Here is a 19,156-nt window from a genome sequence, read left to right on the forward strand (position 1 = left end):
ATAGCTGGTGTTGATAAGAAGCCCACACTGTAATCTTTGATTCAGCGTGGAAGTATGTCACTGGAACATTTAACGCTGTATTATTTGAGCAAAAACTTAACCTATCATTAGACATCTCCTCCAAAAGAGGGAATAGGGAATAGGGAATAGGGGGAAATAACTGATAATTTCTGTACGATAATTGATTTTATTTTTGATTTTTGGAGGTATCTATTATATATATTATCATATATATAATCTAAAATTTTTACATATTATGTCTTGGTCTCGTATTATTAGTGGATTAGTGGCGATCGCTGTTGCTCTGGGAATGATTATTTTCGGGGGATGGTGGTTTACAGTAGGCATGGGAGCGATCGTTTACTTAGGCCAACTAGAATATTTTCAACTAGCACGCACCAAAGGTATTGTACCAGCAGCCAAGACCACCCTAGCATTAAGTCAAGTTATGCTGGTAGTTGCTGCCCTAGCTCCTAATTTAGTAGATGCTATATTTACATTAGCAGGGACTCTAATTTGTTTTTATCTACTATTTCAGCCAAAATTAGCTACAATCGCTGATATCGCATCATCAATTTTAGGTCTATTTTATGGTGGATATTTACCTAGTTATTGGATTCGACTCAGAGTTGGACTGGAAGCTCAGTTACAGACACCTCAAACAATTCCACTAGGAAATTACTGGGATATTTCATGGATAGATCCTTTGAGTTGCTCTCAGAGCCTAACATTTACTCTACTTGGTTTTTGCTGTATATGGGCTGCTGATATTGGTGCTTATTTTGTGGGAAAATTCTTTGGCCGAATTAGACTTTCAGAAATAAGCCCCAAAAAAACTGTAGAGGGTGCAGTGTTTGGTGTTGTGGGTAGTATAGTAGTCGCGACATTAGGTTCTTGGTACTTAGGTTGGCCTGGTTTGCCTTGGACGGGTGCTCCTTTGGGTTTAGTAGTAGGTATTGCCAGTCTACTTGGAGATTTGACTGAATCGATGATGAAACGAGATGCAGGTGTGAAAGATTCTGGACAACTAATTCCTGGACACGGAGGGATTCTTGACCGCACGGATAGTTATGTTTTTACTGCACCCCTCATATATTATTTTTTTACTCTACTTTTACCACTTCTCAATACTTAGGGTTTAGTATGGTTGGAGTTATGGGTTCACTGTTAAACGACCTTCGCAACTAAGTTGACCAGAATTTAATGTTAATTCTTTTAGTTCAACATCAGAGCCTAAGTCAATTTTGATATTATTTGAAAAGTCATAACTAGCCTTGTGCAAAATCTGAATCTCTAGATTGTCTAACAATAGTTCAGAGCTACTAGCAAGCTTCAAATCAGTATGCAAAGTTAAGGAAATCTTTTCATCTGATGTAGACAAAAAATTAGCAAATAAATTTATCCTGTCTGTAAAAAATTCAGCTTTCTGGTCATACAAACTAATTGGTTGTTCTAGCTGTTCTAAAAAATCTGGCGGTAATAATGGAGTTAAAAATTCAACGACCGCTTGAGCTAACAGAGGAGATTGTAGACTAGTATTAAAGTCAGATTGTAGTAATTTAAGCTTACCAAATAAAGGAAAAGATTCTAATATTTGTAATGGTTTACCCTTGATAACTTGACCAATATTAATCTTAATTCCAGTTGCAGATAAATCTATCTGTGTTAAATTTAATCCTCGAAAAACCACATTAGAAGCAGCAACAGAAACCTGCGGAATTTTACCTGTAAGAATTTGGCGATCACCACCTTCAATCAGAACTTTTAATTGTTCTACCTGTTCTAGTTGAGATTTTAACCAAAATTTCAATGCAGGGGATAAAAATCTACTAACAATTCTACTTTTTCTTGTAGTTGATATTTCATCTTGACTTCTAATAGCAACATCAGAATCAGAAATTTGATTCACTTCTGGTAAATTTTTATTCATCAAAGACACCATTAGGTTAGTATAGTCAGTTTTGTAATTATTTCCAGAGACGGAGAATATTATATAGAAGCCATTTGGTATCTTTTTCAAGCTAAATTAGCTTCTGAAATAGCTAGTATATCTAGCAATTTCGGGCTAGGCAATGGCCAAGTAGGAACATTCTAAATTGTCTAGGACTTTTTTCGGGTATTTATAGCAGTTTTCATTAACATAGAATACAACTATTTCTGCAACTTATTAAACTTTAGGTATATCTATAATTTTTACTGTAGTCAACATGAGTGAAAACTACCAGGTGGTAGATATTGGGTGTGTCGATGGCACATAATTAGGGTTTACGGAAAAAGTCTTTTAGTAGGGGTAGGAGACAACCCACCCCTAACCCCTCCGGTGGAGGGGAGAAATGGATCGGGAGCGAGGAGGTAGGAGTAACAATTGTCCCTTGAATTGTTCTGCCCAACTATGAGCCTAAAATACGCTCCATGCATGAGCGTGAAGAGCTGAAACAGGCGCACTGCAATTCGACCCCAAAAAGGCACTTGTCTTTATATGTCAATGCTTTTAGATTTAATCAGCAAGCACTAATTATGAAATTTATTAACAAGTTTTTCTTTAATGTACAGGCAACGCCTGATTAAAATATTGTTCTATGCAACTTTATATTAATTTGGTGTAAGCAAGACCAATTCTCATAAGCATAAAATGCTCACGACTCCCCGACTCCCCGACTCCCTTACTCCCCGACTCCTCTGCCTAGAATGACTTAACTTAGTTTTTCTGCCTCTTACTTTTCAATATATATAGCCCGAAAAACCCTCTGTTATCCCATCAAGTTAACCAATTGTCAAAAGTTATTCTGCTTACTCCAAGTAGTTTGATTAATTGAGCGATAGAAAACTCCTAATAACTCAAAATTATACATTTAGCTCTATTTATCCCTTGAGGGAATTGCCTTTAGCAACTGTCATTTTTTCTATTGCCAGAAACTATGAACTCTGTCAAACTTTAACTGGTCTACTTGCTGTTCAGTCGCTCCTTCAAATATATGATTTTATGTTTATATCTCAAATTAAAATGCTAAAAACTATATGTTGCTTTGAGGATTGCTATAGCAATCAGGAATGATTTATGAGATATTTGAGATATTTAAGAACAATTAAGATCGATCAAAATCCTTTTATATTCTGACTTTTAAGGGCTGACTCCTGATTACCACTAAAATCTTACAACTGAAATATGATTGCTATATATATTGACTAATAATCTGAATCGACAAAAGTGATGAACTTAAAAATATGGTTGAAAGAGTACAAAAAATATTATCTCAGTGGGGAATAGCCTCTCGACGTCAAGCCGAACAAATGATTATAGCTGGACGAGTAAGGGTGAACGGTATAATTATCCCATTAGGTGAAAAAGCCAATCCGGAATTGGACAGCATTGAAGTTGACGGTTTGCCCCTCCGACCAGAAAACCGTCCTAAATCTATATATTTATTGCTCAATAAACCGATAGGAGTAATTTCCACTTGTTCGGAACCTAGTAGACGTAGTAAGGTTCTAGATATTCTAAGTTCAGAACTGAGAAACGGAAAGGGGATTCATCCAGTAGGACGCTTAGATGCAGATTCTACAGGAGCATTACTCCTCACAAATGATGGTCGAGTCACATATTGTTTGACCCATCCCAAACATTGTCTTCCCAAAACTTATCAAGTATGGGTAGAAGGTCATCCCCAAGAATTGACATTAAAATTGTGGCGTCAGGGTATTATCTTATCTGGTAAAAAAACTTTACCTGCTCGAGTTAAAGTCCTAGAAGAAAGTAATAATTCTCAAACTCTTTTAGAAGTGGTTATCTCTGAAGGTAGAAATCGGCAAATTCGTAGAGTAGCAGAAAAATTAGGACATCCTGTTGTGAAACTACACCGTACTGCAATTGGCCAAATCCAGTTGCAGGTACCTGGAGAGTCTGTTTTGCCTAGTGGTCATTACCGACCTCTAAAAGATTTTGAAATTAACTTTTTGCATGACCAAATCAATAAAAGTTCTCAATTAAGCTAAAACTTAGAGAGTTTTAAGAGTTGGAGTTAAGTGGGTATAATAAGCAAAACATCCACATAGAATTTCATAATTTTTTCTAGATAAATCTTGCTGATTTTATCGCAATACATCTAGTATCAAGGTTTTGAAACAATAGTATGAGCAATATATTTAGGAGTTATAAAATTAAAATTAATGATTAAATTGATGACGGAAAATCAAGAATATTATTGATATCAACAAATTAATTATTATCCTATCAGTATCACTCTCATTATGACAAAAGTAATAGTTTTTATAAATTAAATCAATGGTAAATTTTACAGCAATAAAAAATATTAAAAACAGTTTCTTTTTATTACCATTTAACAAACGCTTTCATCAAGAAAAGGAACTTTCTTTTGAAGAAAAACAAAACCAAACATTAGTAGATATAGGATATAAATTAAAAAGATTTCGAGAGAAACATTCTATTTGTTTAGAAAGAGTGGCAATAGTAACAATGATTAGAATTAATTTGCTAAAAGCTATAGAAGAAGGTAATCTAGAAAAACTACCTGAGCCTGTTTATATCCAAGGTTTAATCAAGCGATATGCAGATGCTATGGGATTAAATGGAGAGCAATTAGCAAATCTGTTTCCGACTGAAAAAACTCAAGAAACTAGCAAAAAATCTCTCCTCAATCTATCAATACCTCAGCTACGACCACATCATCTCTACTTCTTATATTTATCTATTGTTTTATTGTCAGTTAGTTTGTTGCCTCGTCTAATGAGTACCTATTATATACTAGGGAAAAAATCTGAAATTAATAATTATAGAAAAGAAAAAAATCAAAGTGATTTAGCTCAGGCATCTTCAGGTAATATTAAAATTGATGAAAAATCTACAGATCAAATAACAACAGCAAAGTTAGAAAAACAAAATAAAAAACAATCTTTAGCAGTGAGTGTAATTGTCAAAGAAGACTCCTGGGTATCAATAAAAATAGATGGAAAAATAGCATTTGAAGGTACTTTAGTGCAGGGCACTCAAAAGACCTGGGAAGCTCAAGAACAATTAGTTTTCTTTGCAGGAAACGCTGGAGGAATATTAATACCTATTAATAACGGACAAACTATGCAACTGGGAAAAACAGGAGAAGTAAAAGAAGTTGTTTTTACTCCTACTAATACTAAAATTTCCCAGTCCAGCAATACTAAAAATTAAAAACTATGAATCTTCATTTTGTGGCTCACGACCATAAATTTCTGTGACTTCTCTAAGGCGATCACTTACCTCTGAAGTTAATATTTCCGGTTGATAGCGCCAGCTCCAATTTCCTTCAGCAACTCCAGGTTGATTCATCATAGTTTCTTCTCCAAATCCGAAAATATCTTGTAGGGGAAAAATTGCTATAGAAGCCACCGAAGACATAGCCAAACGAATTAAATCCCAATGAATTCCATTACCACAAGTACAACCAAGAAAACGAGTAACTCGTTTTTGTTCTTCAGGAGAACGGTTATTGAACCAGCCCACAGTAGTATTATTATCGTGAGTGCCAGTATAAACAACCCAATTAGGGGAAACATAGTTATAGGGTAAATAGGGATTTTCATGGCCTGAGTCAAAAGCAAAATGCAGAATCTTCATACCAGGAAGTTCAAACTGATCGCGCAATTCTTCGACATCAGGAGTAATCAACCCTAAGTCCTCAGCAATAATTGGCAGAGACCCTAACTTTTCATTAATAGTTTCAAAAAAAGCCTCACCTGGTGCCTCGACCCATTCACCATTTATGGCTGTAGTTTCACCTTGTGGCACTGCCCAATAAGCTTTCAAACCACGAAAGTGGTCAATTCTAATCAAATCCACCTTATTAAGCATTGATTGAATACGTTGGACCCACCACAAAAAATCTTCCTGTTCTAATCTATCCCATTGATAAACTGGATTGCCCCATAGTTGACCAGTCTCACTAAAATAATCTGGGGGGACACCTGCCATCAAAGATGGTTCACCTGTTTCTGCATCTAGACAGAATATTTCTGGATGTGCCCAAACATCAGCACTATCATGGGCAACATATATAGGAATGTCGCCAAAGATTTTTATTCCTTGCTCATTGGCATAATTTTTCAGCTCATCCCATTGTTGGAAAAACTCAAATTGAACGAATTTATGGTACTGAATTTCATCGGCCAAACGTTGCTGCCATTCTTTTAACGCTGCTGGTTGACGACGGGCAATTTCTTGATCCCAGGTATGCCAACTAGCTCCTTGGTGGGCTTCTTTTAGGGCCATATAAAAAGCATAATCATCTAACCAAAAAGCTTTACTGGCACAAAAATCATAGAATGCTTGTTTTTCCTCAGATTCTTTTATTTTAAAATTATCGTAGGCTTTTTGTAGTAAAGAGCGCTTGAATTCTGTGACTAAATCAAAATCTACTCGGTCATTTGGAAATTCTGGCAAATTAGATAAGTCTTCCTCACTGAGTAATTCCTGGTCTAGTAATTTATCTGGACTAATTAGCAGGGGATTTCCTGCCATTGCTGAATAAGCTAGATAGGGAGAATTACCAAAACCTGTTGGTCCTAGTGGTAGAATTTGCCAAATTTGCTGTCCACTGTCTCTTAAAAAGTTGACAAAATTGTATGCTTCGTTACCTAAGTCGCCAATTCCAAAGGGACTTGGGAGGGAAGTAGGGTGCAGTAGAATACCGCTAGCTCTTGAAAGTGGCATAGCTAAACCTAGAAAATATTAATCAAAAAAATTGCTGGCATGAAATACCAGCTTAAAATTTATTTTACAGTATTGACATCTCCAGGGGTTGAAATACCCTGGATTCTGTGGCAAATCCACCGCAAATGGGACGGGGTGTTTAAAGTGCGGAATTTACTTCCGCACACAGCCCCTCATAAATCCACATTTGCTTAAAGCCTGAAGGGCAGACTTCTATACTCCTCGGCATAGACCTAAATCTAGCTGTGAGCTTACTTTTTTTGCAGCTTTCACGAGTGGTTTTACTCAAGATATTGGAGCTATAAATCGCTGCTCTAGCTGCGTTGCTTGCTTTTCTTGCGGAATGCTGCGCAAACAGCCGTCGTAGGAAGCATCGTCCCCGCCTCCTGTCCGCCGGAATTTCACCGCACTAGCGGTCTTGTCATGGCGACAAACCTTGTTTTTAGCGAGTATTCCTTGTATAGCATACTTTTACTCTGCTTTATTACCCGCGTGTTGTTATTCAACCAGGGGATAAATCTTCCGGGAACTTTTCTCCCGTCAGTTTTTATGTTTTTGAGTTGATAAGGTACAAAGTTTTATGCTTTAATTTGCTGTAAAATATTAAATTTTTGGCGTTGCTGAATGGTAATGATTTTTAGATTAAGTATCAACGCAAAACATAAGTTTTTCAATTTTACCTTCAGCTACTTACCATTACATTTCAGCAACGCCAAATTTTTATAGGAGAAATAAATTGTGGTATTAATTACAGTTTTTATACTTGATGTTATAAAAATTATTTCCACATCTTAATAAGTAGGTAGGTGTTAAAATTTATCATTAGAGGAAGGCATAAAGCAGAAGGGAAAAGGCTTAGGAACTACTTTACTTTTTGTTAAATACTTAATTTTTTTCATGCCTACATACTTAGCTAACTGTTTTTAGTTACTTTCCTAAAATTTTGATATTCATTGGGGTTCAATTTATAGAACCCATTTGGGATATATGAAGCATCTCCTCCACCCATAGGGAGTAGGGAGTAGAGAGTAGGAGGAAATAATTGATGAATAAGAGTACAATAATTGATTTGATTTTTGATTGTTGGATATTTATATTAATTATGTAATTAAAGGCATTGCTGAATTAAGGTATGAAAGTAGGTTTATAGGGAACAGGGAACAGGGAACACCGGATCTGGGAAAAGTTAATATTAACAAGTAGTTCAAACCATCCAAAGTAAAAAATCCCAAATACAAAATTATCAAATCATACCCAGAATCAGCAACGCCTAATTAAATATAAATATCCTAACTTTTAGGCCAAAAATCCCAACATTAGCTAATATTCCAAATGGCTTTTATATGACTAAGATAATCATTTTCTACAAAGTTTATCTGTGACTTTGACTGTTTTATACTTTTAGGAAAGTATAGGGTGTGCATATTAGTTTTAAAAGCTTCCATGTCATTTTTTGAGGCTAAAAATTATCTTAATTAATAAGATAATCATTTTCTACAAACTTCATCTGTGACTTTTAATGATTTGATAATTTGAGGAAATTATAGGGTTAGCATATTAGTTTTAAAATCGCCCATATAATTTTTTTTAGACTAAAAATTCTCTTAATTATCTGGCACTACCAGTTACAAATTTCCTCGTTTTATCAAGCATTCAATTTTCTGTTCACAGCTTTAAATACGAGAAAGTATTCTCTATATTTACTCAACTAAATATTCTTTTCGAGAATCAGAACTCATTAACTCCTCAATATCCCACAAAAGTCGATTACACATATTATCTAAAGGTAAGTCATTCGGATCGTAACCAAAAGGATTTTCTATCTCTAATCCAATTGCTTCAATTCCTAATAGAGCAAAGCTAATTACTCCTGTAGCAGGAATAGTTATCCAAGATAAATCAGCTACTAATTGAAAAGGTAGAGCAAAACAATACAAAAATAATAAATGTTTTAAGTGAGTTGCATAAGCTAAAGGAATAGGCGTATTTAAAATTCTTTCGCAGCCAGTTTTATCTTTTACCATTAAATCTAAAATTTGATTATAAGTAGATAGCTGAATACTGTCTATGTAATTAAGGTCGTAGATTTTTCGGAAATAATCTCCAATCCATTTAGCAATTCTCAGAGGTATATGATTAACTTCTTTCAGTTCTAAATATTGATTATTGCTAATAATTGACTGAAGTTGCCCATCGATACTTTCATTTCTTAAATGTAATTTTGTTGCCATCAGAAAACCAGCTAAAAGTAAAACTGCTGCCTTCTTCTCCTCTGTATCTTCTGGAGTTTTTTCAGGAATATTTACCCACATTTGTCTTGATAAAGACCGACCTGAAATTATTATTCCCCCAATCAGTTTTCGCCCTTCCCAGAATTTATCATAAGATGTATTTGTTCTAAAAACTAATAACAAACCTAAAACAACACCGGGGATTAAACTAGCTAAAATTGGTTGATGAATCCAAATAAGACCACTCTGATAAATAATGGTAACTATTAAAGAAAAAGTCATTGCAACTACTACTCGTTGCCAAACTCTGGGTATTACTGAGCCTTTTAATGTAAATACTAATTCTATCCAGTTTCTGTTACGAAAAGCCATATTTACTTAACAAGTCATTAGTGGTGTATAAATTCAAATTACCATAGAAAAAGTTGACTAGGCTTGATAGTTCGGTAAAAAAGTAGAAGTTTATAAGCTTTTTGTCAAAGCAACTACAGATTAATTCGGTTGAGATGAAAGCTGAGACTCTGGTATTTCTTCCTCAGTTGTAGTTGCTTCTACTCTTGAAGTTAAGCTACCAGCAATAATCATAGAGATGCCACAACAAACAACAGCGGATCAGCGATCGCCGTATAAAAAATTCTCCATTATCCAACTAAAACCAAGAGAAACAAAAATCTGAAGCAATAATAAAGAAATTAAAAATACCCATATAAACCTCACTGCACTTTGGTTGTGCTCTTGGGGTAGAGTATCTCTGACAAAAGCTCAAAAAATCTTCATAATAACATTTACTGAGGTAAGTACCTACATAAAATTAATTGTATATTTTGAATCCAAATTAATCAAAACTTTTTTTGCTAAGTTTAAATAATACAAATTTCATAAACTGAAACAACACTTGTAAAAGTATCTATAGCAATTCCCAAAAAGCGTGAGGTACAAAACTCTAAGCTTTAGGCAACAGGCAATAGGCAACAGGCAATAGTCAAGTTAATACAAGAGTGTACCTCACTAGTGCTGCTACGCGGAAGTTAAAAGTCAATCATTTTTGATTTGAATTGTTCCCGCGATTTTGTAACTGGTCAGTTATTTCCGCCATCCTGCACTAACCTGAGAAACGCTATATCAATCTTGAAAACTAAGGTGTCAAGTTATGTGTAGTTTGACTTGAGAAAATTGGTATAACTTTCATAAGCTGAAGGTTCTAATCATTTATATTTGATAAATATTCACAATGTTTATATTTGATTTAATTGTGGTGAGTAAGTGGGCAAAAAGAATATTATTTATCCTTTTCCCCTCTATTTTTTTTTGCTGATGACATAGTTTTTTATTCTGGCAAATCCAAGCATTATCCATTGCTAAGTAAGTGTGTTTAATTATCCGTAGAATAGCGATGTAAATTCAAAACGTTGAAAATCAGGTTGAAAACTGCATTCTGGCTTCATTTTCAGATTCTTAGTTTTTTTGCGCAGCATTCTGTAGAAAACGTTTATTTATGCCCATTTACTTAATACTGTTTCTTTTTCTAGCTATTCAACTTAATTGATCGAGTGCAAGCTAAAATTATATTCACTATTCATCTGACCTTCAAAGGCATTACTTTCTAAGATATTATTTCTTGATAGCTATTAAATGGACATAGTATATAGCAATAGACAGATAGAGTGCGGACACAGACTGACAATGCTCTTTAGACAGAGAAATGTTTTTCCTACTGTTCCCTGTTCCCTGCTATAACAACTCCGATGTGAATACTAATAAAATTATGCAAACTTTCTATCAATTAAAATCTCTGTTTATAAAAGTTCCATTCCAGGAAATTGAGAATGAATTTGATGAACTCCCAAAAAATGTTATTTCTGGTTTAAATCAACAAATTCAGGCTTTGCCTTGTCATCCTAAATATGTCAAAATTTTGCAATCTACTTTAGAAGAAGCATTATGCCAATGGCAAGAAAATCCAGAAGCTAATGAACTGGTAATTCTCAGCAGTTCTATAGAACCTTTATCTCAAATTATCCAGACAGCTTTAGTTAATTGGAGTCATGAAAATATCAGAGATATAAAATTATTATCCTGGTCAAATAGACCTAAAGATTTCCTAAAAATTGTCTCCAAATTACAAAATGATTTAGGTCTGTCTGCAAGGTTAGATGTTGATGGTAATTCTGGCAAATTTCAGGAATTAATAGTTATTCCTTGTTTGGAATTTTGCTTTCTACGACACATACATGGTTTGGATGGAATTGAGTTTTTAAGAAATAGAATCTTTCAAGATAATTCTCGATTTTGGTTAATTGGTTGTAATTCTTTAACATGGCAGTATCTTGACTATATTTATAATATTAATTCTTACTTTGAAAAAACTCTATTATTACCGACTATGACAGGAGAAGAAATTATGGAATGGCTGATGCCTGTAATTACTAATATGGAGTTCAATAAAAATGATCTAGATGAAGAAAAACAAGTTGCTAAAATGCAAGAACATTTTGATTATTTATCACATATTTCTCAAGGTTTAAGTTCAGCAGCTTCTCAATTATGGCTAAAATCTTTGAGTATGGCAAATATGGAAAATATTGATTCTCAAGAAACAGAAAAAGAGAATATTTTAGTAGAGTATCATCAAATTAAATCATTAGATTTACCAGAATTAAGCAGTAGCGATCGCTATCTTTTATTTTCTATGCTTTTGCACAAAGAAATTAATTTATCTAACCTTGCCTTGAGTTTGGGAGAATCTGAAAGTAGAATTCAATTCCAAATTCAACAATTATTACGCATGGAGGTAATTCAACGTTTGAATAATCTGTTGACTATTCATCCTACATATTATCCAAAGCTATGTAAGCATTTAAAAAAATATAATTTTATTACTGATTTAATAGAATAGATTTCTTGCATAAATTAGGGAATAATGAATAATGAATAATTACCTCTGGTTAAAGCCGTTATTGATTGAATGTAAGGAAATATTATTTCTTCTCTTGGTCGATTGGATATGGTTAGGAAACCCATCCATCCCACCCTTCGGGAAGCTCCGCTTTTTCCTGACGGAATGCTCCGCAAACATGTCGGCGACATGTTTGCGGAGCTTTGCGCCAGCAAAACGACCGCTTTTTTTCCCTTGAAAGGGGAGGTAGAGTAAGCTGAATTATTTAATTAATAATTACTAATTATTTATTTTTCGGTAAGCATTTAGCTATTAGCTGTCAGCTATCAGCAACAAGACTCTCTCATATAGGACAGTGTTTAAATTAATACTATTTCTCCATGAAGTTGCGCTTAATAAAAGATAACAGCTATTAGCAAAATTCAGGTTTTGGTAAGAATTATTAAACGCATTGTTACAAAGAAGGAAATGGTATAACAACTGACTTTAAGAGCAAGGAAGGCAACTTTTGTAGTAAGACAATTAATAAAGCTTTTATCCTAAACTAAAAGTAATAGCTGAATGCGAGCGCATCCCGCAGGGAAGTGCTGATGGCTGAAGGCTGTTTGCGCAGGATTCCGCAGGAAATGCTTACATAGGAAATGGGGAAATTAAGTTGCTTATTTCATATCTTTAATTGATTGAATTAAAATTTTTGCAAGAGGTATAATGATTTTAAATTATCTAGGATTAACATTATTTTTTCATTTTAATTTACTTACAGTAGCGCCAGGATTAAATGGAATAGGCATCAAAGATATAAATATTCAGACTATTCTACAAACAATAATTGCTTTAGCTCTTGCTTATGGATTTCTTATTAGCGTTAAATTTTTGAGTAAGTGGTTATCAGAAAGAGTTCCTTTAAGATTTCGAGCAGCAGCGAAACAATCAGAGCCTTTTTTACAAGCCTTAATTTTATTGACTTCCACAATATATATATTGAGTCTTTTCTTGCAACTTTCGACTGAAAATTTATTAGCTATAACTGGAACAGTTGCTGTAGCTTTAGGTTTTGCTTTTAAAGATTATGTTAGTTCTCTAATTGCTGGAGTAGTAGCTCTATTTGAAATTCCTTATCGAGTAGGAGATAGAGTTCAAATTGGAGAAAATTATGGCGAAATTATTACTTATGATTTGCGGGGAATACGTTTACAAACTGTTGAAGATAATCTGATATTTATTCCCCATAACAAAATTTGGAATGAGCCGATATCTAATGCTAATAATGGTGCTTTAGAAGCTCAAGTCACAACTGATTTTTATTTGGCTCATGGAGTCGATTCTGAACTGGTTATTAAAATTTTACATCTGGCTGCTTATACCAGTAAGTACACTCAATTAAAACTTCCAGTTAGTGTATTAGTTGAGGAAAAACCTTGGGGAACTCAATATCATTTAAAGTCTTATCCTATAGATGCTAGGGATGAATATGTTTACAAAACTGATTTAGTGAGGCGAGTTAAACAAGCTTTTGCTAAACATAATTTTAATTACCCTAAAAGTAATTTTAGTCAAGAATAAATATAGAGTAGGGGAGAAATTCAAGTAAGCATTCAGCGGTCAGCTAACCTCTTACAGAGGAACTGCGTTATCAGCTATGAGTTATTAACTGATTATCGCATCGAAGGAGGAATTAGTGTCCAAGGATAATTAACAGTTATGTTTGCTTCAATACTGTGTGGGAAATACTCTAGCTTACCCTGAAACAGTAGAGTAGTTCCTGGGCAGATTTTCCCTGAATAATTGACAAAAAATAAATCAGAAGATACAGCAGATTCCACCTTTGTGAAATACATCCATAGCTAGCAAGATGCTCGCACTACAAATATTTAATTGTTAATATCTGTACTTCATATACTTGGAATTTGCTGCATCAATATAATAGAGTTGTCGCTAAATAAAGGGAAAGAATCACTCTAACCTAGACAGGGCAATAATTCCCAGCATTTTTGCCATCCAATAGCTACAATCCTTACATAACAAGATTTTTGGGGAATTTTTAAGTTATAAAGCGACAAGTCTAATAAAATCTATAAATCCACATTCTGCACTTCAAAATAATAAAAAAATACTGATGATTAACATTTGATTTCTGATTAATTTGAACATCTATAGCGACCTAATAGCAAAGTCTGAAAAACAATTAGACAGAGCAAATAGCCAAAAATCTCAGAAGTACAGACGTGGTATTAAACCGCAATCAAAAAACTACCATATTAATTATTAATTGTTAATTGTTAAATGGTTATCTTTTATGAGAATCTCAAAATTTCGCCGATCCTAAAAGTCGTTTTAGTCAAGAGTAAGAATATCTAAATACTCAGTTACCACAAAATTTTCATTCTGTCAAAATGGATAAATTATTGATTTCCACAAATAGTTATATATTGAAGCGATGGCACAGCAATCAGTTACTACTTTCTAGCTATCTCAGGAACGAAAATACTTAGGTTTCAGCCTATTATTTCTTAAGTATTTTTAAAAGTAGTTATAAAATTGGCAGCATATCATTGTTTTTTAGTATACCAAATCCCTGAAAAAACGCAAGTTCGTAGAAATACAAAGCAAAATTTATACCGAATTTGATGACTCATATTTAAAATTTAAAACAGAGATTGTATTTTGTACAAATTTTATTTATACACATTTTCTCGGACTCTATTAACTGAAAATCTGTAATATTTTTATAAAATTTTGTTTGTTTTATGGATCAAGATATTTTTTTCAAATACATAAAACAATCATAGTTACCTGAAATTTAATACTAATTTAAACTTCATTAAATCTTCAACAGAAGAATGTGTCATCAATTATAAAAAAAGTACAAAAAAATAGAGAAAATAATTCGAGTCAATCCCACAAAAAAAGAACAGAACTATAATATCAACAGATATCAAACCAGCCCCATAAAAATCCAAAATTAGGGTAAGGAAAGAATATGAAAGTAACAAACGAACAAGAACTTGAAGAGCTGATCAAAAGAGTAAAACAAGCTCAAGAAAAATACGCCACTTATACTCAAGAACAGGTAGACTACATATTCAAAAAAGCCGCCCTAGCAGCCAACGCAGCTAGAATTCCCCTAGCAAAAATGGCAGCCACAGAAACAGGCATGGGATTAGTAGAAGACAAAGTAATCAAAAATCACTTTGCCTCAGAAATAATCTATAACAAATATAAAGGCGAAAAAACCTGTGGAGTCATCGCAGAAGATAAATCTTTTGGCTTTCAAAAAATCGCCGAACCAGTAGGAATTCTTGCCGGGATAGTTCCCACAACTAATCCCACATCAACAGCAATTTTTAAATCATTAATAAGTCTCAAAACTCGTAACGCAATTATATTTTCTCCTCACCCCAGAGCAAAAAAATGTACCTGCGAAGCAGCTAGGGTAGTTCTCGAAGCAGCCGTTGCAGCAGGGGCTCCAGAACAAATAATCGGTTGGATAGATGAACCAACACTTCCCCTATCCCAACAACTGATGCAGCATTCAGAAATTAAATTGATTCTTGCTACTGGTGGACCGGGAATGGTTAAAGCTGCTTACTCCTCCGGTCATCCATCTCTAGGAGTCGGTGCTGGTAATACTCCAGCTTTGATTGACGAAACTGCCGAAATCAAAATGGCAGTCTCTTCAATTATCCTCAGTAAAACCTTCGACAATGGGATGATTTGTGCCAGCGAACAATCAGTACTTGTCGTTGATAGTGTTTATGATACAGTCAGACAAGAATTTATCGACCGAGGCGCTTATTTCTTAACTCCAGAAGAAAAAGACAAACTGAGGAGCAAAATTATAGTCAACGGACGGTTGAATGCAGAAATTGTCGGCCAACCAGTGCAAAAAATTGCCGAAATGGCAGGTTTCTCCATTCCAGAAAATACCAGAGTAATTATTGGTGAAGTAGAAAATATTAATCAAGAAGAACCATTTGCCCACGAAAAACTTTCCCCTATCTTGGCAATGTATCGGGCAAATACCTTTGAAGAAGCTGTAGACAAAGCCGAAAGTTTAGTCGAATTTGGTGGACGTGGACATACAGCAGCTCTATATACTTCTCCTGCCAATACAGATCATATTAAACGATTTGAAGATACAGTTGAAACAGCCAGGGTTCTAATTAATACCCCTTCTTCCCAAGGAGCGATCGGCGACATCTATAATTTCCGCCTTGACCCTTCCCTAACTCTCGGTTGTGGTACATGGGGTGGTAACTCTGTTAGTGAAAATGTTGAACCCCACCATTTGCTAAATATAAAGACAGTGGCAGAACGTCGAGAAAATATGTTGTGGTTCCGCGTTCCACCAAAAATTTACTTTAAATATGGTGCCTTACCTACTGCCATGCGAGAGTTGGCAGGTAAACAACGAGCATTCATTGTCACTGATAAACCCATATATGAACTCGGGATGACTCGCGGTTTAGAAAATGTGCTGGATGAAGTTGGAGTTAAATATGACATTTTTTATGATGTAGAACCTGACCCTTCCCTGGACACTGTCAACAGGGGTTTGGATATGATGCGGAAATTTAATCCTGATGTGATTATTGCCATTGGTGGTGGTTCTCCTATGGATGCTGCAAAAATTATGTGGTTGATGTACGAGCATCCAGAAATAGAGTTTGAAGGTTTGGCAATGCGGTTTATGGATATCCGCAAACGGGTTTATGATTTACCACCTTTGGGAGAGAAAGCTATTTTGGTAGCAGTACCTACGACTTCCGGTACAGGTTCGGAAGTTACACCTTTTGCCGTGGTGACTGACCGCCGAAATAATATTAAGTATCCTCTGGCAGATTATGCTTTGACTCCCAGTATGGCAATAGTCGATCCAGAGTTGGTATTAAATATGCCGAAAAGTTTGACTGCTTTTGGTGGAATAGATGCTTTGACTCATGCGGTGGAAGCTTATGTTTCTGTTTTAGCTTCTGAATATACTAATGGTCTGGCGTTGAAAGCTGTTGGATTAATTTTTAGATATCTCCCTTCTGCTTATAACAATGGTGCTAATGACCCCAAAGCACGAGAAAAAATGCACTACGCTGCAACAATTGCAGGTATGGCTTTTGCTAACAGTTTTTTGGGTGTTTGCCATTCCATCGCTCACCAGTTAGGAGCTATTTTTCATATTCCCCACGGTTTGGCAAATGCGTTGATGATTTCTCATATTATTCGTTACAACTCTACCAATGCGCCGTTCAAACAAGCAACTTTCTCCCAGTATAAATATCCTAATGCTAAATGGCGTTATTCTCAAATTGCTGATTATTTGCTATTAGGTGGAGAAACTGAGGATGAAAAAGTAGATTTGTTAATTGCTGCTATTGAAGAGCTGAAAAGTCAGGTGGGTATTCCCAAGGCAATTAAAGATGTGGTCTCTGTGAGTGAAGCTGAATTTTTTGCTAAACTGGAAGATTTGGCAGACCAAGCTTTTGATGACCAATGTACGGGTTCAAACCCTCGGTATCCTTTGATTAGTGATATAAAGCAGTTGTTGACCAATGCTTATCATGGTGACTTGGCTACTTCTGGAGAGTTGAATGGTAATGGTGCTGTGATTATTTCTCCAAGTACACCTGCTGTAGTAGGACAAGGTTGAAGAAAGTCAGTAGGGTGCTGTTAGCGATAGCGTAACGTACCTATTGCTCAGGAGTCATATCATGTCCACCTGAATACTTAGGATTTGCTGATTAACTATCAAAGCATTGATAGATAAAGGTTTTAATCTTATGATATTCCCAAAAAGTAGAAGTTAGTAGGGTGCTGTTAGCGATAGCGTAACGCACCCATTAGTCAGGAATCAGGAGTCAGAATGAAAGAAGAAGACAGGAGACATTAAGGTGACAAGACTCAAAAAAATGGTGCGTAACGCTCCACTTTGTTCCGCTAACACACCCTACTGGACTGACACACCTTAAATGGTGCATTAGAAAAAATCGGTCAAACCTTGCCATAACAGAAATTATACGAAAAAGCTAATGCACAGTTTTAGCTGTGTCAGTCTACTACTAGCGCGTCAAGCTTGAAATAGTGTTTTAGGAAAATTCTCCAAACCTTAGTCAGAGCAAGAATTATACTCAAAAATTTAATACACCATTTTCAGCTTGACACGACACTACTAGCGCGTCAAGCTTGAAATAGTGTTTTAGGAAAATTCTCCAAACCTTAGTCAGAGCAAGAATTATACTCAAAAATTTAATACACCATTTTCAGCTTGACACGACCCTACTGGACTTGCGAGTAGTAGGGATTTAGCTTGATGATATATTTTGGGTCTGAAGCTCTACTACAAACAATTAAGTTATGCTTGGGCTTTTAATTGAACACCTTTATAGCAGTTGCAGCAAAGGTTAGGAAATATCAAAAGCTTAAAGCTCAGAGAACGCAAGTTTTTCCTTCTTCCTTCTTTCTTCTGCTATACACGACGATAAAGGATAAACAATTATTTTTATCTGCTGTTTCTTGTGAAAACTTGATAATTTACGACTATATTTTTCCTGTTTCTAACTTGTCTGCGCCAAATTCCAACTTGCCTACTAAAAATGCAAAGAGTAGCTCCCACCCAACAAATTTCTAAAAAAGATATAAATGCGTGATATTTCATTTTTTCCTCTACCTCTAGTTAAATAAAATTCATAGGTAAAAATTTATTTATAAAATAAATAAATTACAGTCAAATTCACACCAAACCTGTTCTCAAAGCAACAACAGCTGCTTTAACTCGATCATCAACTGCTAGTTTATTCATAATACCTTTGATATCATGTCCTCTGGGGCGCGTTTGTGTAAAACCAAGAGTGAATATCTAGAGAAAATTTACGTTTTTTCAAGCTTTTAAGCCTTCTTCCCTCTTCTTTCTTCCTTCTTCCTTACCTTCACGCTTACAATACCGATGCGACCGGACATGATATGACATGAGTTTTAATCGTATTCGGACTCAAAAAAAGGTCTTTAGCAATTTCAGTATTAGTCTTACCCTCTACCAACAATTTTAAAACATCTAATTCTCTAGATGACAAATTAGCTGAATTTTCTGGAAGCGATGGCAATATTGGTTGCAAATTTTGAATAACCATTCTCCCCACTTGTGGATCGAGATAAGTAGCACCATCTATAGCAATGAGCGCTGGCATCTTTACATGTTACATAGATATTTGCAATGTAATATAAAAGTAACTGTATGAGCTGTATTTTTCATAAATTAGGCGATCGCTAAACCTTAAAGTTTTAAGGATGTCTGTAATGGTATTGATAATTTACAGTTTATAGCTTGAAATTGTTTAC

At 34.9% G+C, this 19,156-nt stretch carries 10 protein-coding genes; 6 read left to right on the forward strand and 4 right to left on the reverse strand.

Annotated features, from left to right (window positions below):
- The first annotated feature begins 256 nt into the window (after nucleotides 1-256).
- Entirely contained in the window at nucleotides 257-1,135 is an 879-nt protein-coding gene (locus tag F6K27_RS18840; protein WP_287277920.1) for a phosphatidate cytidylyltransferase, read from the forward strand.
- 18 nt (nucleotides 1,136-1,153) lie between these two features.
- On the opposite strand, the gene F6K27_RS18845 is transcribed toward F6K27_RS18840, so the two are convergent.
- On the reverse strand, nucleotides 1,154-1,930 hold the full coding sequence (locus F6K27_RS18845; protein ID WP_161564639.1) for a DUF2993 domain-containing protein: 777 nt from the start codon (nucleotides 1,928-1,930) through the stop codon (nucleotides 1,154-1,156).
- A 1,295-nt stretch (nucleotides 1,931-3,225) separates the two neighbouring features.
- On the opposite strand from F6K27_RS18845, the gene F6K27_RS18850 reads away from it, so the two are divergent.
- Nucleotides 3,226-3,993 carry a pseudouridine synthase gene (locus F6K27_RS18850; RefSeq protein WP_124146258.1) on the forward strand — a complete coding sequence of 256 codons (768 nt, stop codon included), beginning with the start codon at nucleotides 3,226-3,228 and terminating at the stop codon, nucleotides 3,991-3,993.
- A 289-nt stretch (nucleotides 3,994-4,282) separates the two neighbouring features.
- The gene (locus F6K27_RS18855; RefSeq protein ID WP_287277921.1) at nucleotides 4,283-5,182 is read left to right on the forward strand and encodes a RodZ domain-containing protein; all 900 of its coding nucleotides are present in this window, start codon (nucleotides 4,283-4,285) and stop codon (nucleotides 5,180-5,182) included.
- 3 nt (nucleotides 5,183-5,185) lie between these two features.
- Here F6K27_RS18855 and malQ read toward each other — a convergent pair whose 3' ends face one another.
- Entirely contained in the window at nucleotides 5,186-6,700 is a 1,515-nt protein-coding gene (gene malQ / locus F6K27_RS18860) for a 4-alpha-glucanotransferase (protein ID WP_124146256.1), read from the reverse strand.
- A 1,700-nt stretch (nucleotides 6,701-8,400) separates the two neighbouring features.
- The gene (locus tag F6K27_RS18865) at nucleotides 8,401-9,303 is read right to left on the reverse strand and encodes a bestrophin family protein (protein ID WP_124146255.1); all 903 of its coding nucleotides are present in this window, start codon (nucleotides 9,301-9,303) and stop codon (nucleotides 8,401-8,403) included.
- Nucleotides 9,304-10,696: 1,393 nt separating this feature from the next.
- Here F6K27_RS18865 and F6K27_RS18870 point away from each other — a divergent pair.
- From F6K27_RS18870 to adhE, 3 genes are all read left to right on the forward strand, one after another.
- Nucleotides 10,697-11,827 (forward strand): hypothetical protein, encoded by a 1,131-nt coding sequence (locus F6K27_RS18870; protein WP_287277923.1) that lies wholly within the window; start codon nucleotides 10,697-10,699, stop codon nucleotides 11,825-11,827.
- Between the two features lie 708 nt (nucleotides 11,828-12,535).
- Nucleotides 12,536-13,390 carry a mechanosensitive ion channel family protein gene (locus tag F6K27_RS18875; protein ID WP_287277925.1) on the forward strand — a complete coding sequence of 285 codons (855 nt, stop codon included), beginning with the start codon at nucleotides 12,536-12,538 and terminating at the stop codon, nucleotides 13,388-13,390.
- Nucleotides 13,391-14,807: 1,417 nt separating this feature from the next.
- On the forward strand, nucleotides 14,808-17,471 hold the full coding sequence (adhE, locus tag F6K27_RS18880) for a bifunctional acetaldehyde-CoA/alcohol dehydrogenase (protein WP_287277926.1): 2,664 nt from the start codon (nucleotides 14,808-14,810) through the stop codon (nucleotides 17,469-17,471).
- A gap of 1,282 nt (nucleotides 17,472-18,753) precedes the next feature.
- Here the strand turns inward: adhE and F6K27_RS18885 are convergent.
- A complete protein-coding gene (locus tag F6K27_RS18885) occupies nucleotides 18,754-19,005 on the reverse strand; it encodes a LuxR C-terminal-related transcriptional regulator (protein WP_353736020.1) in 252 nt (83 codons plus the stop codon).
- Nucleotides 19,006-19,156: the final 151 nt, after the last annotated feature.

The sequence above is a fragment of the Okeania sp. SIO2F5 genome (assembly GCF_010692685.1).
GTDB lineage: Bacteria > Cyanobacteriota > Cyanobacteriia > Cyanobacteriales > Microcoleaceae > Okeania > Okeania hirsuta.

What these genes read in the sequence shown, in the direction of transcription:
- F6K27_RS18840 (WP_287277920.1), top strand. Translation starts at nt 257, where the DNA reads ATGTCTTGGTCTCGTATTATTAGTGGATTAGTGGCGATCGCTGTTGCT.
- F6K27_RS18845 (WP_161564639.1), bottom strand. Translation starts at nt 1,930, where the DNA reads ATGAATAAAAATTTACCAGAAGTGAATCAAATTTCTGATTCTGATGTT.
- F6K27_RS18850 (WP_124146258.1), top strand. Translation starts at nt 3,226, where the DNA reads ATGGTTGAAAGAGTACAAAAAATATTATCTCAGTGGGGAATAGCCTCT.
- F6K27_RS18855 (WP_287277921.1), top strand. Translation starts at nt 4,283, where the DNA reads ATGGTAAATTTTACAGCAATAAAAAATATTAAAAACAGTTTCTTTTTA.
- malQ (WP_124146256.1), bottom strand. Translation starts at nt 6,700, where the DNA reads ATGCCACTTTCAAGAGCTAGCGGTATTCTACTGCACCCTACTTCCCTC.
- F6K27_RS18865 (WP_124146255.1), bottom strand. Translation starts at nt 9,303, where the DNA reads ATGGCTTTTCGTAACAGAAACTGGATAGAATTAGTATTTACATTAAAA.
- F6K27_RS18870 (WP_287277923.1), top strand. Translation starts at nt 10,697, where the DNA reads ATGCAAACTTTCTATCAATTAAAATCTCTGTTTATAAAAGTTCCATTC.
- F6K27_RS18875 (WP_287277925.1), top strand. Translation starts at nt 12,536, where the DNA reads ATGATTTTAAATTATCTAGGATTAACATTATTTTTTCATTTTAATTTA.
- adhE (WP_287277926.1), top strand. Translation starts at nt 14,808, where the DNA reads ATGAAAGTAACAAACGAACAAGAACTTGAAGAGCTGATCAAAAGAGTA.
- F6K27_RS18885 (WP_353736020.1), bottom strand. Translation starts at nt 19,005, where the DNA reads ATGCCAGCGCTCATTGCTATAGATGGTGCTACTTATCTCGATCCACAA.